The following is a 16,815-nucleotide window of genomic DNA, read 5'->3' as shown; positions in this document are numbered from 1 at the left end:
AATGTTACGGCAATAATGTTCTTTCAATATTTATTATTATTATTATGGTATTATTAGTATGTAAAAAAAATGTTTAGGAGTGAGCAATATGAAAAATAGGAATGTTAATGCTCTGGTAAAAGCAAGTCTTTTTCTTGCTCTGGCTATAGTTTTTCAGGTAGTAGGAAAGACTTTGCCTGGAATAAGTCAATTTTTTGTTGGACCAGCTGTTAATGCTATTCTTATACTTACAGCTGTAATTTGCGGAGGTGTTTACGGAGTATTAGTAGGTTGTCTAACTCCCCTACTCGCCTACTTAACCGGGCAACTTGCTAGCGTTTTAGGACCCTTCCTCCCCTTTATAATTATTGGCAACATAATATTTGTTCTTAGTTTTGTAATTTTAAATAAACGTGGAAAATATGGTAGATATTCAGGAGTTATAATTGGAGCTTTTATAAAATATATATTTCTATCAATTTCCTCGTCAAAGCTTATCCCCTTATTCAATCTAAATATGCCTCCAAAAATAGTTAATAAAATAGTTATTACTATGGGGTCACCTCAACTTATAACTGCACTCGTTGGAGGAGTTTTTGCATTAATACTAATTGATATTTTAACTAAAAGAAGGGTCTTATAGACCTTTTTTTGTCATAATTCATAACAATTATAAGTTTTAAGTTAGCCGCAGCTTAATATTTTGCAATATTTGTTGAAATAATGTACAAACTTTTAAAATATTTAACATAAATTATCGAAACTTAACACTAACTTAACATTGTTGTGATAAAATTTCATCGGAATATTCTTTTAAGAGGAGTGTTAATATGGATTATAAGATGATTTTTCAACTTTTAGGTGGTTTAGGGCTTTTTGTCTACGGAATGAAACTTATGGGGGATGGCCTCCAGAAGACTGCCGGCGAAAAGTTAAAACGAATGCTAGAGATTCTAACTAGCAATAGGTTTTTCGCTGTACTCGTTGGTGCAGGGGTCACTGCAATTATTCAAAGTAGTAGTGCAACTACAGTAATGACTATAGGCTTTGTAAATGCAGGGCTTATGAATTTATTCCAAGCTGCTGGGGTTATTATGGGAGCAAATGTTGGTACTACAATGACAGCTCAACTTATAGCCTTTAAACTTACAGATATCGCACCATTTATTCTTGCAATAGGTGCTGGTTTAGTTATGTTCAGCAAAAAAAAGAAAACTAAAGACGTTGGCGAGATTGTTTTGGGTTTTGGTATATTATTTGTTGGTATGGCAATGATGGAAACTTCTATGAGGCCTTTAAGTGAACTAGATGGCTTCAAAAACCTTATTTTAGTTTTAGGAAAACACCCATTCATGGGAGTTATTGTTGGTCTTTGTATGACAGCAACAATTCAAAGTAGTAGTGCTACTATTGGAATACTAATGGCACTTGCTGCAAATAGCAGTATCTCACTTGCTATTGCGCTTCCTATACTTTTTGGGGATAATATTGGAACCTGTGCTACTGCACTGCTAGCAAGTATAGGAACAACTAAAAATGCTAAAAGGGCTGCGTTACTACATTTGATTTTTAACTTTACAGGCACAATAATGTTTATGATAGCTTTCAGGTTAGTGTTAAAAGTTGTTCCAATGTTTGGTGGAAATGTTCAAAGACAAATTGCAAATGCACACACACTCTTTAATATATCTAATGTATTTATCCAAGTTTGGTTTATAGATGTTTTAGTTAAAATCGTTAATAAATTAGTACCTGGAGATGATGGAAAATCATCTGCTCTTGTATTGGAATACTTAGATCGCAGACTACTCGAAACTCCTTCTATCGCTGTTGGACAGCTTATTAAGGAAGTTACTAGAATGGGAAAATTAGCCTCAGTAAATCTTTCTAATGCAATGCAAGCTTTCCTCAATTGTGATGAAAATATGATGAGCTCAGTTATTGATCATGAGGTTACAATAAACTATCTTGAAAGAGAAATAACTAGTTATATGGTGTCACTTTCAAATACACCTCTATCCGAACATCAATCTGAGATTATTACTTCTCTATATAATGTTGTAAATGATATAGAGAGAATTGGAGATCATGCTGACAACTTAGGCGAGCTTGCTAAAAGCAGAATGGTTAATAAGCTCATTTTTTCAGAAAAATCACTTTCTGATGTTACATATATGTTTGAAACTGTAAAATACTGTGTTGATAACGCAATAGTAGCTTTAGAAAATTCTGACTTAGATTCTGCTCGCAAAGCTATGAACGTAGAAAAAAAGATAGATACCATGGAAAGACAGCTTAAAAAGGAACATATAGCTAGGTTGAGTAGCCTTGAATGTACTCCCGCTGGCAGCTCTGTGTATCTAGAGCTATTAACCAATCTTGAAAGAGTTGGAGACCATTCAAATAATATTGCACAAATGGTTGTAAGCTCTAATTAATCATATGAAAATAAAAAAGATTAGGACCTAGTATAAAACTAAGTCCTAATCTTTTATTTCTTTACCTATTTCTAATACATTATAAGTTCCATCTATTGACAAAAACCTGCATATTGTATAATATACATACCATATAATGTTTTTATCTTTGAAGGAGGAAAAAATTATGATATTTTCAAATTGGTATAAAAAACAAAAAAAAGAAAAAGAAAGAAAATTAAGAATTAAAACTGCGAAAAAAATACTTATCGGTACCGCAGCTGGAAGTCTTAGCGGGTTATTAGGTGGTTTACTTTTTTCACCAAAATCCGGCAAAGAAACTAGAGAAGATATTGCTAACTCCTCAAAAGAGCTTAAGGGAACCATTGATAATAAAGTCTCTGATGCTAAAGATAGTGTAACAGACGCTAAAGTTAAAATCAAACAAAAAAGTACAAAACTTAAGGCATCTATTAACAATAAAGTCTCTGATGCCAAAGATAATGTAACAGACGCTAAAGTTAAAGTTTCCCAATATTTAAATGAAAAAAAAACTTCGAAAGTACTTTCTGAAACAAAGGATAACATAGCTTTAACTAACAATGACGATTTAGATGATGTCGCAGGGCAAACTGTTATAGTTGAGAAAGAAACTAATAAATAAACAAAATTTTATAGAATAGTGGTGTTATTAATGTATGTAAACTTTTTTAAATTAGGACAAGGCTTATTGATCTTTCTTGGTATAGTCATTTTAATTATACTTATAATAGGGTTGTTAAAACTTATTAAAACTATATCAAGTGTAAATTCAATTATCAAAAATAATAAAGATAGTATTGATGAAGTATTATCTGTTTTACCAAAAACATTTAAAAATTTGTATGAGGTAACAGACAATATAAAAGATGTTACTGAAGTAGTGGTTCAAACAACTGCCTCTGCCCTTGGTACAACAGAATACTTTGAAAAATATTTAGTATATATAGTAGATATTTTAACTATTATAAAAAAGATATTTTCAAATAAAAAATAAATGAAATATACACATACTTTTACAGCAATGAAGCAGATAACATAAACTTAAGTTTATGTTATCTGCTTCATTTTGAATGTGCCTTAAGTCGCTCCTTGATTTTTTTCTCATATCCATTGTCGAGGGCTTCATAATATACTTTCCCAATTAGCTCATCAGGCAAATATTGCTGCTTTACATAATTTCCTTCATAAGCGTGCGGGTACAAATATCCTACTCCATGTCCTAGTTTCTTTGCACCACTATAACTTTGATCCCTTAAATGTACAGGTATTTCCCCTATGTTCTTTTCTTCTACATCTTTAAGTGCATTATTTATAGCCATATAAGATGCATTACTTTTAGGAGCTGAAGCTACATAAATTGCAGCCTGTGCTAAAATAATTCTTGCTTCTGGCATACCTATAAACTGAACCGCCTGTGCTGCATTATTTGCTACGAGTAGCGCAATAGGATCAGCATTTCCCACATCCTCGGATGCCGCTATTACAATTCTCCTAGCAATAAATTTGGGATCCTCCCCAGCATATATCATTCTAGCAAGGTAATGTACTGTAGCATCAGGGTTAGATCCTCGCATACTTTTAATAAAAGCAGAAATTACGTCATAATGCTCGTCTCTATTTTTATCATACTTTATATGCTTTTTTTGAAGACATTCCTGGGCAACCGCAAGGGTTATATTTATTTTACCATCCTCATCTCTATCCGTAGTGAGTACTGATAATTCCAAAGCATTAAGTGCACGCCGTGCATCTCCATTTGCCATATTTGCAAGATAACTCATAGCTTCACTTTCCATACAAATATTAGTATTTCCAAACCCTACTTCTTTATCGTCGAGTGCACGTGCAATAATCTTTTCAATATGTTTTTTCTCTAACGGTTCCAATTTAAATAACATAGACCTAGATAGTAATGCATTATTAACTTCAAAATATGGATTTTCTGTGGTTGCCCCAATTAAAATTATTGTGCCCTTTTCTACAAATGGTAACAATGCATCCTGTTGAGCTTTATTAAATCTATGAATTTCATCTATAAATAATATGGTTTTAATATTGTACATTCCTAGATTATTCTTAGCGGACGCTACCACTTCTCTTAATTCTTTTAGCCCGTCTGTTACAGCATTAAGTCTAACAAAATTAGATTTCGTTGTATTTGCAATAACTTTAGCCAAGCTAGTTTTACCTGTACCTGGTGGACCATAAAGTATTAAAGATGTTATCTTATCTGCTTTTATAGCTCGGTGCAAAAGCTTTCCCTTGCTTAAAATATGCTCTTGCCCTACATAGTATTCTAATTTTTCAGGTTTTAATCTCTCAGCGAGTGGCGCTTCTTTTTGTAAGTTCTTTTGTGCTTGTAATTCAAATAGATCCATATAATCACCTTTAAATCTTTCGTTTAGTTTATTCTGCCCTATTGTAATTAATTAGCTTAAAGATTTTTGTTTTAGTTTTTCTGTCATATCATGTAATTTAACTATTCCAGCTTCTCTTAATCTTTTGTTCTCATCTTCAATGTTCTTTGTTTCCTCTATCCCTTGCATAATAGTATTCCAAGTTTTCTCTAGAGTTTCTATTTTTACACTTGTTCCTCCAGCGAGTTTTGCTATGTCGACACTTTGACCTCTTATATTTTCAGCATTTTTCATTAATAATTCATTAGTAGTCCTGTCGAGTTCTGCTAAAGAATCCGATACTAACTTTTGCTTTTTTAAAGCAATAGCTTGAATTATTCCATTTTTGAATACAGGTATAGTTATTATAAAAGCAGAATGAACTTTAGATATCAACTTATAATTTCCCCTTTGGATCATTTTAATTTGAGGGGCAGTTTGTAATGATACCATCTTAGCCATTTCCAAATCATAAATTCTCTGTTTTAACATTTCAACAGTGGCTTTAGCATTCTCGTAATTTATCATATTTATTTGTTCACCACTCGCTGCTAACGCCTCAAGTTTAGGAATCTCTCCATTTTCATTTTTTTCAACAACCATATTTCCTGCTGCAATGTATTTTTCTAATTCTCCATAATACTCAAAATTCTGATTATATAGGTTTTCAAGTGATAAATTAGAACTATTTATTTCCGCCTTATAACCACTAAGCCCCGTGTAAATTTTGTCTATTTCTCCTCCAATGGTTTTATACTTACCCATCATTTTGTCAATTGCCTTACCTGGTTTACTAAATAGCTTTGCAAGAAAACCAGTTTTGTTCTCCTCAAAATCTTGCTTATCAAACTTCTTCATTATACTTGTAAGTTCCTTTATCATAACACCTGAGTCTTCAACACTACTGCTTTTAATAGAATTTAATATTTGATCGGCAAATTTTGATATTTGCTGAGCCGGTTCATTTCCAAATTCTAATATTGCATTTGCATCTTTAATATTTATATTGGCTGCAAGTTGCATCACTTGTGGTGAGACTTTAAGCTGCCGACTTATGCTTATGGCTTTTTGCTCTATAGCCTTATCTTCAATGTTTTCATCTTCAATTTTAAGTATTTGATTATTTTTTTCCATGTTTTTCACTCCTCCTAATATCTCGTGCACCTATGTTTTTCTAACTTATTTTTAAAATTTTTGTGCTATAGCATAAAAATCAACTTCACTTCTCAACTATCAAAATATTAACTCCGGAACAAATTTTCAAAAAAACCTTTTTTCTTCTCCACGTGTTTTTTAAAATGCAACTTAAAACTTACATTTTCTAGTCTATGAATGTCATATTGCTCAGGAAATATAAAATTTTCTATGTCGTTATACCCTGAAGGATTATATATAATTATATCTATTCCCATAGAATTCATAAAGGCAAGCATTATACAATCTTCAAAAGATAAGTTCCCATTTTCTTCATTATTGTAAACTACAATTTTAGGAACTTCTTCTGGATAATCATATGCTTGCAGTAATTCAAGTAATGTTGTATCTAAATTTATTAGCACTGAGAAAATATCCACTTGTAAATCCCTTAACTCTTCCTGTTCAACGTTTATTATTACAGGATTAAGGCATAAGTCTTTAATTTTCTCAGCCATAGTGTTTTGAAGTCCGGATCGAAGTTCCTTGTATTTCCACCAAGATGAATTAAGCATTTCATCAATATTAAACTCTGAAAAAACATTACTCGGGTATATTTTATTAAATTTCCCATATTCCAAATGAACTACATCCATTATAGGTAGCTCATTATAAAACCTAGTAAATTTTCCAGTTGATACCTCATTAATTTCCTTCCAGTAAATATCAATGTTTTCATGAGTACCACAAATTTTTGAGAACATGTTGGGCACGACTACAGTTGAGTCTTTAACCTTAAAACCTTCCCTTATATATGCCTTTTCCCTAATCCATATGTATATTTCCTCATATGTAGTATTAAGGGTTACTGCCTCTACATTATAATCTGAAAACTGCCAAGGTCTATAAAACCCAGAATCATCCATATACAATGTCTTATCAAGCTCTTCTTTAGCGTTGTATGCAGTGGTCTTAACTCTTTCCTCAATATTAGTAGGGAAAGTTTTTATTTCATAGTTACAATTATAAACAATTTCATTTGAAAAAGCATTATATTTATCAATTTCATGAAAAGCTCCAGCGTTTTTCGGATTAAAGTATAAAATATCGCAACCCAAGGTTGATAATAATATTAAATAAAAAACTTCTTCTTTTGAAATGTCTCCATAAAAAACTATCTTAGGATTAATTTTCATATAATCAAATTTTTCGAATAATTCTTTAGAATAAATATTTATCCAATGAATCACATAATTGATAATAACTTTAATTTTATGATTATCAATTGTTTCATTGCTCTTAATATAATACTCTATTAGTCCCTTTAAATTATTTTTAATTTGCCTGAGTAAAACTTTATTAGATAAATTCGGAAAAAGTCCATTATCACTTATTAAATTTATAATTAAGGATACATCTAGAACTTCTTTTTTGAATACTTTTATCAAAATATCATTTAATACATTTTGAAGTCTTATGCTAATGTCTTTATCTAATCCTTCACCAAACCGCATGTAACATGACCCTATTTTCTTTAATTCATTGTCTAAACTATGTAAATTTTCATAGTAATCTTTCTCATTGTTTTTTATACCTATAAACCTATAAAAATATTTGGGAATAGTAACAACATTAGAATTATATTCAAATTTGCTTCTTTTATAAATCTCTGTTTTTAAACTATTTATGATATCCTCATTAATGTCTAAATTCACACTTTGAATCTCCAAATTATTCAAACTATTATTTTCCATATTCGCCTTACCTTTTCAATTATATTTTCTCGTAAATATAGTTTATTATCCATATTAAGTATATCATATTAATCTTATATTTTTCATTGTAATGTTCCTAAAAAAAATAATTTATACTGATAGAATTATTAGAATAATCTCACTTTTTCATAATAGGTTTTTTTTCATAAAAGGTATTCTTTTATATACGCAAAAGGTGTAATATATATGGTATAGTGGATTCTAATTGTAACTGCGTCCAAGCTTTTACATTTTTTTTACATTTTTAATAATCTTAGCTATAATTTTTATAGAGTAAATAACAATTAATTATTGTTATCCACCCTATAAAAACACTAAGGGGGGGTAGCAATTGATAATTGTTATGCCTCTCAGAGAACTACAAGGAGGTTTATTATGGGACTTTTGACTTTTAAAAAAGGTATTCACCCGAGCGGTAGTAAAGACTTAAGTATGCACAAAGCAATTCAAGATTTGCTTCCAAAGGGCAACTTAGTATTTCCTATGCAACAACATATAGGCGCGCCTTGCGAACCTTTAGTAAAAAAAGGTGATAAAGTATTGGTGGGGCAAAAAATAGGTGAATCCAAAGCTTTTGTATCTGCGCCAATATATTCAAGCGTATCTGGAACTGTAAAAGATGTAGCACCGTGGCTACATAGTAATGGAACAATGGCGTTGTCAGTCATTATCGAAAACGATAACACTTACGAAGAAGTACTTACTATGATTCCTCACACGGATTATGAAAAGCTATCAAAAAATGAACTAGTAGCTATCATTAAAGAAGCTGGTATAGTAGGTATGGGTGGGGCAGGCTTTCCAACACATATTAAGCTTACCCCTCCAGAGGGAAAAATTATCGACAGCATTATAATAAATGCTGCAGAGTGTGAACCATATTTAACTTGCGATTACAGAATGATGCTCGAAAAATCCAATGAAATAGCTCTCGGCTTAAAAATTATTCTTCAAATGTTCCCTGGTGTAAAGGGATATGTTGGAGTAGAAGATAATAAGCCTGATGCAATTGAAGCTATGAAAAAAGCTTGTAAAAGCCTGGATAATGTGCAAGTTACTCCACTTATTACAAAATATCCTCAAGGTGCAGAAAAACAATTAATTTATGCAATTACTGGTAGAGAATTACCTTCTGGTAAGCTCCCTGCAGATGTTGGATGCATAGTTCAAAATGTTGATTCTGTATTTGAGATATACAACGCTGTAGTAAATGGTAGACCACTTATGGAGCGAGTACTAACCGTAACCGGAGAAGCAATTAAAGAACCTCTTAATTTAAGAGTAAAATTTGGAACTTCTATGGAAGAAGTTATCGAGGCTGCTGGTGGATTTAAAGAAGACCCAGTTAAAGTAATATCAGGTGGACCTATGATGGGAATGGCTTTAAGTTCATTAAAAACTCCCGTTATTAAAGGAACCTCAGGGATACTTTGTTTAACAAAACAGCAAGCTAAATTAGAACAAGAATCTAGCTGCATAAGATGTGGAAAATGCATGAATGCTTGTCCTATGTTTTTAAACCCTACAAAACTTAACTCTTTAGTTTTAAGAGGTAAGTACGATGAATTTGAAGAATATCATGGTATGGATTGCATTGAGTGTGCTTGTTGCTCTTATGTATGCCCAGCAAAACGTCATTTAACTCAAACTTGCCGTGAAGGTAAACGAACAGTAAATATCAATAGAAGAAAAAAATAGATAGAGGTGACTTATATGTATACAGTATCTTCATCCCCACACGTAAAATCAAATGATTCTGTGCAGGGCATAATGAGAGACGTAATAATAGCATTAATACCTGCTACCTTTGCCGGCATATATTTTTTCGGAATGCAAGCATTTTTAGTTACATTGGTATCTGTGCTATCATGTATTGTAGCAGAGGCTTTATGGCAGAAACTTACTCATAGAAAAATCACAATAGGAGATCTTAGTGCTGTGGTAACTGGTTTATTACTTGCTTTTAATTTGCCAGCTGCTGTTCCACTTTGGCTTCCTGCAATTGGAGGGTTTTTCGCAATAATTATTGTAAAACAATTTTTCGGCGGAATTGGACAAAATGTAATGAATCCCGCTTTAGCCGCTAGAGCATTTTTACTTGCTTCTTGGCCAGTTCACATGACTAATTTTACCGTTGATGGTACTTCCGCTGCTACGGCACTTGGAATACTTAAAACTGGTGGTGACAATTTGCCTAGTCTAATGAACGTTTTTATTGGTAATGTCGGTGGTTGCATTGGTGAAACTTCTGTATTTGCATTACTAATTGGTGCAGCTTATCTATTATATAAGAAAATAATAAGCTGGCATACTCCAGTAGCATTTATTGGTACTGTATTTGTTTTAACTTCAATATTAGGCAGAGATGGTTTAATGACTGGAAATGCATTATATGAAATTTGCGCTGGAGGCTTAATGATTGGTGCTTTCTTTATGGCAACAGATTATTCAACTTCGCCAATGACTAAAAAAGGACAACTTATCTTTGGACTTGGCTGTGGAATTTTAACCACAATTATACGTTTATATGGTGGTTATGCTGAAGGAGTATCTTACTCTATATTAATAATGAGCCTATTTGTTCCATTTATTGATAAGTTTACTGCTCCACGTATTTTTGGGGAGGTGAAATAATTGAAAGAAAATATTAAATTAGGTATGATTTTGCTTTTAATTACAGGAATTGCAGGATTTTTACTAGGTGGTGCCTATGAAATAACAAAAGCACCTATCGCAACTTCCATAACTGCTGATAAACAAGCTGCTATGAAAGCAATATTACCCACAGCTGATAAATTTGAAAAGACAGATGTAAAGACTAATGAAAAAATTTCTGAGGTTAATTCTGGACTAAAGGGTACTGAAATAACTGGATATGCTATAAAAGTTGCTCCAAAAGGATACGGTGGCCCAGTAGAAATCATGGTTGGAATATCAAGCGAAGGAAAAGTTACTGGAATAAAAATTTTAGCCCACACTGAAACTCCTGGTCTTGGTGCTAATGCTCCAGACCCAAAGTTTTCAGATCAATTTAAGAATAAACCTATAAACGAAAAATTAGAAGTTGTAAAAGTAGCCCCTTCAAAGGACAATCAAATACAAGCTATTACAGGTGCAACTATTACATCTAAAGCAGTAACTCTTGGTGTTAGCGATGCTATTGATTTTTACAACTCTTCATTGAAAGGAGCTAAAAAATAATGAGCATATTTTCTGAAAGATTAAAAAATGGTATTGTAACCGAAAATCCAATATTTGTGCAAGTTCTAGCTATGTGCCCTACGCTGGCTGTTACCACCAGCGTAGAAAATGCTATAGGTATGGGCCTAGCATCTACAGCAGTGTTAATTGGATCTAATCTTTTTATATCCATATTAAGAAAAGCAATCCCTGATAAGGTTCGTATACCTGCTTATATTACAATAATAGCTGCTTTTGTTACGTTAATACAGTTTTTATTACAAGGTTTTGTTCCATCTCTATATAAGTCCCTCGGAATTTTTATTCCACTTATAGTTGTAAACTGTGTAATTCTTGGAAGAGCTGAATCATATGCATCAAAACACAAAGCACTTCCTTCAATTTTTGATGCTATCGGAATGGGACTTGGGTTTACAGTAGCTTTAGCAATTCTTGGTGCTATAAGAGAATTATTAGGATCTGGTTCAATATATGGAAAAAATATATTTGGAGCCTCTTTTGAACCTGCTATAATTATGGTTTTAGCACCTGGAGCTTTTATTACTCTAGGAATTTTAATGGCTCTATTAAATCAAAAATCAATTAATCAAACAAATAAAGTTAATGATAAAATTGCACATTTTCATGAAATTGATCCAGTGACTGGTGAGTGTACTGGATGTGGGTCTTGTGCTCATAGTTGTAAAAAATAATTTTTTTAAGAAAGGTGGATGGAAATGAGACTTTTTTCAATTTTTATAAGTGCATTTTTGGTAAATAACTTCTTATTAGTTAAATTCCTTGGAGTATGTTCTTTTCTTGGAGTTTCTAAAAAAACCGAAACTGCAAAAGGTATGGGACTAGCAGTAGTATTTGTTATGTTCCTAGCCTCATTCATGACTTATGGAGTCTATAACTGGATTTTAGTTCCTTTGAACATAACTTATTTATCAACACTATCATTCGTGCTAGTTATTGCAGCACTCGTGCAATTTGTTGAGATGGTTATCAAAAAAACTCAGCCAGGTCTCTATAAAGCACTTGGAATATTTCTTCCATTAATAACAACTAATTGTGCTGTTCTTGGTATGGCTGTTATCAACATAGGTGAGAAATATACATTATTAGAATCCATGGTTAATGCTCTCGGAGCAGCGGCTGGCTATATGCTTGCCATTGTACTTCTTTCAGGTTTAAGAGAAAGAATGGAAGAGAACGATAATATGCCACTAGCATTTAGAGGTCTACCTATATCATTAATTACAGCTGGATTAATGGCTATAGCATTTTTAGGCTTTAGCGGTTTAAAATTGGGAGGTATCTAAATGGATATAAATAATTTAATTTACCCAGTATTAAGCATTGGCGGTATGGGGCTTGTATTTGGAGTTGTACTTGGTTATGCTAACAAGAAATTCTTCGTAGCGGTTGATCCTAAAATACCACTAGTTAGAGAAGCATTACCTAGCGCTAATTGTGGTGCATGCGGATATGCTGGCTGTGATGCTTATGCTACAGCTGTAGTTGAGGGAGGTGCACTCCTAAATGCATGCAGCGTAGGTGGAAGTTCTGTTGCTCAAAAAATCGGAGAAATAATGGGCGTATCCGTTGAAACCGCAAATCCTAAAGTTGCCTTTGTTAAATGTAAAGGAACTTGCACGGTTGCTAAAGAAAAATATGAGTATGATGGAATCAAAGATTGCCGCCAAGCAGTTATTGCTCCTGGTGGTGGTCCTAAAGCTTGCGCCGATGGTTGTTTAGGTTTTGCAAGTTGTGTAAGGGCCTGCGAGTTCAATGCCCTTCATATAATTGATGGCATCGCTGTAGTATATAAGGATAATTGTGTAGCTTGTGGCGCATGCATTGCAGTATGCCCTAAGGATTTAATAGAGCTCGTTCCCGCTACTCAAGAAGTACTTATTGAATGTAACTCAAAATCAAAGGGTAAAACAGTAAAAGATAATTGCGGCGTTGGATGTATTGCTTGCGGAATGTGCGCAAGAGTTTGCCCATCTGAGGCAATTGTTATGGTTAATAACTTACCTATAATAGACTTTGAAAAATGTACACAGTGTGGACTATGTTCTACTAAGTGTCCTACAAAGGTTATTTCAAAACCATTAAAAGATCGTGTAAACATGAGTAAAGACACTCCTAAAGACGAGAGTGTAGTAATTAAATAGTTAGAAAGTTAGAAAAGATAAGGAGAAGGTTTAACATAACCCTCTCCTTATCTTTTTTATTTACTGGAAGACATTTAAACTTCCCCCTGTCAAATCCCATATTGGAATATCTTTTCTTTTAACAAGTAAAACTTTACGTTCATTTTAATTAAGTATTATGGTAAATGAACCTTGTGTAACCATAATTATTACTCTCCTTTACTACTTATTAAACCATAATATCTTACGTTAGTGCATCAATCATGAATTCATGATTGATGCACTATTTACGAATATTGTGAATTGATTGTAGATTTCACGAACCAAGTTATAGATATAAAATAACCTATTATAGGGGAAACTCCACATAGCCATCAAGCTAAGCCACATTAAATAATATTGGATTATCACCAACTACAATATTTTACCATTAATTTTTCATTTGTGAATTTAAATGGTGTATTTTAAGTGCATACTAGTATTCAAATAATTTCATGGCACGCCAAAAAAACCACTATATAGTGGGAATATTCGCAATTTTGTTAAATTGGTTTATGCTGCAACTTTAGCCTGCGATGATGTTAATTTATAACAAACTCCAAGAATATCAAAAACAGTTTTCTTATCCTTTTTATGAGATTTCAGACCATTCCTAACTACATTTTCAAATATTAATTTTAAGGTATTAAAAACTTTATTAGGGAATTTGATAAACTCAAAATATAGACTATCAATATATTCATGAACTATTTCACAAGTCTTAATTTCACTGGCTTCAAGGCCTTTATTTTCTAATGCTAAAGTCCTCATTTTAAACATTACAGCAGAACTTATGAGTAGCAAAATAAGTTTTCCATAAAGCTGACATTGAAACCGTTCTATTTTAACTAACTTTACAACATGTATACTAAATATGGATTTCCACGTTTTAAAAATTATTTCCACCTGCCATCTTAAGCTGTAAAACTCATGAACCTGTTTTGCGCTTAAAACTTCTTCTGTAATATTGGTTATATAAATAGATATTCCTAATAATTCAATAGTATTATCACTTTTTTCTATGCCCTTCTTTTTAGCATTCTTCACAGACTTTTCTGTTCTTTTTTTTAATTGATCATTTGTTAGTTTATATAAAATAAGCCTTGTTTTTAGCGTCTTTTCCTTACCTACATAGACATCCTTAATTTCATAACGGTCACCCTCGCCCATCTGTTTCATTATGTCAGAAATGTAGATTCTTTTAAAAAAGCTTGATTTTTTAGGGGAACCATTCTTATAGTACTCTATATCCTTATTTTCTATATATACTGCTATATTAGGTTTGAGTCTTGATATGTAAAATGCTTCTCTATCTTCTATATCCAAAAAATCTTCAAAATTGAAGTATCCAAGATCTCTTAAAATAAGATCACCAGATTTGATAGTATCTCTTATTTTGCTCCCAAAAGTATTGTCACTTCCCGAACCAGCTCCTACTTGTACATTAAGAAGATTTCCAGATTTCAATTCATATTCTAGTTGTATTTTTACACCTGAAGCTTGAGAGCAGCCGCCAGACCCAGGATAAATATCTTTATAGCTTTCCGGTACTTGAAAAGCAGTAGAATCAAGTATTCTTATTCGTTTGTAATGTTCATCCCATACACTTGGTATACAAGTATTATTCGTTATTGTTTGGAGCAACAGATTCTCAAAAATCTTCTTTAAAAATTCAACACATTTTTCATTTAAACGTTGATCTAATGCTTGATTAGAAATAATTATTCCTATTTTTGCACTAAGTTTTGTACATAAGGTAACAAGTGTATTATTCGCAACCTCTGCATCCATAAAACAGCATAAGCAAATGAATTCCCATGCGCAAATCTTACCTTTTCTTTTCACAAAACCTGTTTCTCTCGCAATTTCTTCAATCTCCTCTTTTGAAAAACATCTTTTAATTTCAGCTGCAAAATGTTTCATATCTTTATCCAATTTTAAGTTTTCTTCTATCATTTGTAAATTACCCCCATTGATGTGTTTTTATTATCTTTTAAATGATAACATTTTTACAAATGGGGGGTTTTATTTTTATAGAATTCTCTTAGCTTGATGGCTATGTGGCTCTACCCCTATCAATACTATAATTGTACTTTAACTAAATTGTTTCGAGCAAAAAAACAAGAGCTTTATCATTTAGTGATTAAACCCTAGATATATCAATGATTTAAACTGATGTTATACACTTTTTTGAGTCAGAATGTTTTGATAAAAGACTTTTTGGGTAATAACTGTCTTAACGTATGTTTTCCGCGTTTTGCGAGCACTTCCCCCGCATTTGGCTGAAACTGCGTAACAACTAACCTTAAAAATAACAGAAATTATAAACTCTGATTTAGATATACCAACTGTTACACTCATAAATTAAGCATTTTTTAAAAAAAATTTGTTGCGTAGTTGGATAAAAGTGCGCAACAACTTATGGTTTTATTGTAATCTGTATCAAAAAATATGAAACACTTTTACGACCTGTTCAATGGGTTCATATAGGTTATTGTCTTCCTTTTTTAACGCATCATATAACTATAGTTAAATGAGACTCATAAAATATAATTAATTTTATTTAAAGTTTCTTAATTGGAACGGAAAGCCTGCCCAGACACCCAAAGAAAAATTAATAAAATATATTTATAATACAAATATATTAATGCTATACTTATATTTACAATACAAACATATTAGAGGGGGCTGAAATGGATAAAATTAAATTTGAAGAACTTGCTCCACAGGGAAAAATTAATTTTATGAATGATAAATTAAAAGAAGGATTAACCTTAACCACTATAAGTGAGGAAATTAAAATTAGTAGAAAAACTATAGCAAAAAAATTAAAATCTGTAGGGTATACGTTCAGCAAACAAGAAAAAATGTTTATAAAATCAAGTGAATATAAATCTAATATAAACATATTACCCATAGTCAAACCTATTGAAATCAAAGCGATTGCAAAGCATGAATATAAAACTAATACAAATATATTCAACTCAAAAGAAGCTACAACTAAGATATTAGATATAATAGAAAAACATGATAATATTAAGGAAATGCTAGAGTGGTATAATAATCAAAAAAATGTCATAGAAGTGGATGTAAGCGAGTTAAAGATTGATAGTGATAAATTACAGGGGGATATAAAAACTCTACTACTGTGAGGCTGTATAAGGAGGTCTGGGAACAATTCAGAGAGTTTATGAGTGGATACAGCGAGTTTAAGTCTATGGATTTAATAAGTATGTCCCTAGTTGAATATATGGAGCGTTACAAGAAGCATAAAAAGGTTCAATTGTAGCTTAGTAAAAAAGTTTGAGCAAAAGTGGGTACTTTCCTTAGTTACCAACGATTTTTTGTGTTTTGATATAGAATATCAATTTGAATGTTACTTAATAGGGTGTTTTTGCCCATCCCCCCGAAAAGGTGGAATAAGCAAAACATCCTGGTATAAATATTATGTAGGATTCCCGTCATAGTCACCATCTATTTCCACCTCTGCCTCATGCAATGCTTCATCTTTTTCAGGGTCATCTGGGTCAATATATTTTCTGCACTTGGCATAAAGCCATATATTCATTGGTCGGTTATTGACGACCTCGACTTCATCAAAATATTGATTTTATATCAACTTTCCCATAAATGATGGTTGGATATTATATGATTAAGACCTTTAAAACCTGTATTTTCATATATTCAAATT

The 16,815-nt window shown here is 32.0% G+C and carries 16 protein-coding genes; 11 read left to right on the top strand and 5 right to left on the bottom strand.

Annotation, left to right across the window (positions count from 1 at the left end; all coding sequences use genetic code 11):
* The first annotated feature begins 88 nt into the window (after positions 1 to 88).
* From ACWJJ7_RS16150 to ACWJJ7_RS16135, 4 genes are all read left to right on the top strand, one after another.
* Positions 89 to 622 (top strand): ECF transporter S component, encoded by a 534-nt coding sequence (locus ACWJJ7_RS16150; RefSeq protein WP_462962985.1) that lies wholly within the window; start codon positions 89 to 91, stop codon positions 620 to 622.
* Between the two features lie 187 nt (positions 623 to 809).
* On the top strand, positions 810 to 2,417 hold the full coding sequence (locus ACWJJ7_RS16145; RefSeq protein ID WP_462962984.1) for a Na/Pi cotransporter family protein: 1,608 nt from the start codon (positions 810 to 812) through the stop codon (positions 2,415 to 2,417).
* Positions 2,418 to 2,583: 166 nt separating this feature from the next.
* Complete coding sequence (locus tag ACWJJ7_RS16140; RefSeq protein ID WP_462962983.1) at positions 2,584 to 3,060, top strand: YtxH domain-containing protein; 477 nt, start codon at positions 2,584 to 2,586, stop codon at positions 3,058 to 3,060.
* 30 nt (positions 3,061 to 3,090) lie between these two features.
* Positions 3,091 to 3,432, top strand: coding sequence for a hypothetical protein (locus ACWJJ7_RS16135; protein WP_462962982.1), 342 nt, complete (start codon positions 3,091 to 3,093; stop codon positions 3,430 to 3,432).
* A gap of 67 nt (positions 3,433 to 3,499) precedes the next feature.
* On the opposite strand, the gene ACWJJ7_RS16130 is transcribed toward ACWJJ7_RS16135, so the two are convergent.
* The 3 genes from ACWJJ7_RS16130 to ACWJJ7_RS16120 form a co-directional block, all read right to left on the bottom strand.
* A complete protein-coding gene (locus ACWJJ7_RS16130) occupies positions 3,500 to 4,816 on the bottom strand; it encodes a replication-associated recombination protein A (RefSeq protein WP_462962981.1) in 1,317 nt (438 codons plus the stop codon).
* A 51-nt stretch (positions 4,817 to 4,867) separates the two neighbouring features.
* Positions 4,868 to 5,968: a toxic anion resistance protein gene (locus ACWJJ7_RS16125; protein ID WP_462962980.1), complete on the bottom strand. Its 1,101-nt coding sequence runs from the start codon at positions 5,966 to 5,968 to the stop codon at positions 4,868 to 4,870.
* 107 nt (positions 5,969 to 6,075) lie between these two features.
* Complete coding sequence (locus tag ACWJJ7_RS16120; protein ID WP_462962979.1) at positions 6,076 to 7,722, bottom strand: YceG family protein; 1,647 nt, start codon at positions 7,720 to 7,722, stop codon at positions 6,076 to 6,078.
* Positions 7,723 to 8,118: 396 nt separating this feature from the next.
* Between ACWJJ7_RS16120 and rsxC the strand changes: the two genes are divergently transcribed.
* Genes rsxC through ACWJJ7_RS16090 form a run of 6 tightly spaced genes read left to right on the top strand, consistent with a single transcriptional unit; the run spans position 8,119 to position 13,106 of the window.
* Entirely contained in the window at positions 8,119 to 9,441 is a 1,323-nt protein-coding gene (rsxC, locus tag ACWJJ7_RS16115; protein WP_462962978.1) for an electron transport complex subunit RsxC, read from the top strand.
* 15 nt (positions 9,442 to 9,456) lie between these two features.
* Positions 9,457 to 10,377: an RnfABCDGE type electron transport complex subunit D gene (locus ACWJJ7_RS16110; RefSeq protein ID WP_462962977.1), complete on the top strand. Its 921-nt coding sequence runs from the start codon at positions 9,457 to 9,459 to the stop codon at positions 10,375 to 10,377.
* Positions 10,378 to 10,401: 24 nt separating this feature from the next.
* On the top strand, positions 10,402 to 10,944 hold the full coding sequence (locus ACWJJ7_RS16105) for an RnfABCDGE type electron transport complex subunit G (protein ID WP_462965024.1): 543 nt from the start codon (positions 10,402 to 10,404) through the stop codon (positions 10,942 to 10,944).
* Positions 10,944 to 11,636, top strand: a complete 693-nt coding sequence (gene rsxE / locus ACWJJ7_RS16100) for an electron transport complex subunit RsxE (RefSeq protein WP_462962976.1) — start codon at positions 10,944 to 10,946, stop codon at positions 11,634 to 11,636. Before ACWJJ7_RS16105 ends, rsxE begins: the two co-directional genes overlap by 1 nt.
* A gap of 24 nt (positions 11,637 to 11,660) precedes the next feature.
* Entirely contained in the window at positions 11,661 to 12,248 is a 588-nt protein-coding gene (rsxA, locus tag ACWJJ7_RS16095) for an electron transport complex subunit RsxA (RefSeq protein ID WP_462962975.1), read from the top strand.
* Positions 12,249 to 12,254: 6 nt separating this feature from the next.
* Positions 12,255 to 13,106, top strand: coding sequence for an RnfABCDGE type electron transport complex subunit B (locus ACWJJ7_RS16090; RefSeq protein WP_462965023.1), 852 nt, complete (start codon positions 12,255 to 12,257; stop codon positions 13,104 to 13,106).
* A 531-nt stretch (positions 13,107 to 13,637) separates the two neighbouring features.
* On the opposite strand, the gene ACWJJ7_RS16085 is transcribed toward ACWJJ7_RS16090, so the two are convergent.
* Positions 13,638 to 15,080, bottom strand: a complete 1,443-nt coding sequence (locus ACWJJ7_RS16085) for an IS4 family transposase (protein WP_462962131.1) — start codon at positions 15,078 to 15,080, stop codon at positions 13,638 to 13,640.
* Positions 15,081 to 15,817: 737 nt separating this feature from the next.
* Between ACWJJ7_RS16085 and ACWJJ7_RS16080 the strand changes: the two genes are divergently transcribed.
* Positions 15,818 to 16,276, top strand: coding sequence for a hypothetical protein (locus ACWJJ7_RS16080; protein WP_462962974.1), 459 nt, complete (start codon positions 15,818 to 15,820; stop codon positions 16,274 to 16,276).
* Between the two features lie 293 nt (positions 16,277 to 16,569).
* Here the strand turns inward: ACWJJ7_RS16080 and ACWJJ7_RS16075 are convergent, their stop codons facing one another.
* Positions 16,570 to 16,692, bottom strand: coding sequence for a hypothetical protein (locus ACWJJ7_RS16075; protein ID WP_462962973.1), 123 nt, complete (start codon positions 16,690 to 16,692; stop codon positions 16,570 to 16,572).
* Positions 16,693 to 16,815 lie beyond the last annotated feature (123 nt).

This window comes from Clostridium sp. CM042 (assembly GCF_055080995.1).
This window is presented reverse-complemented; position numbering and strand designations above follow the sequence as displayed.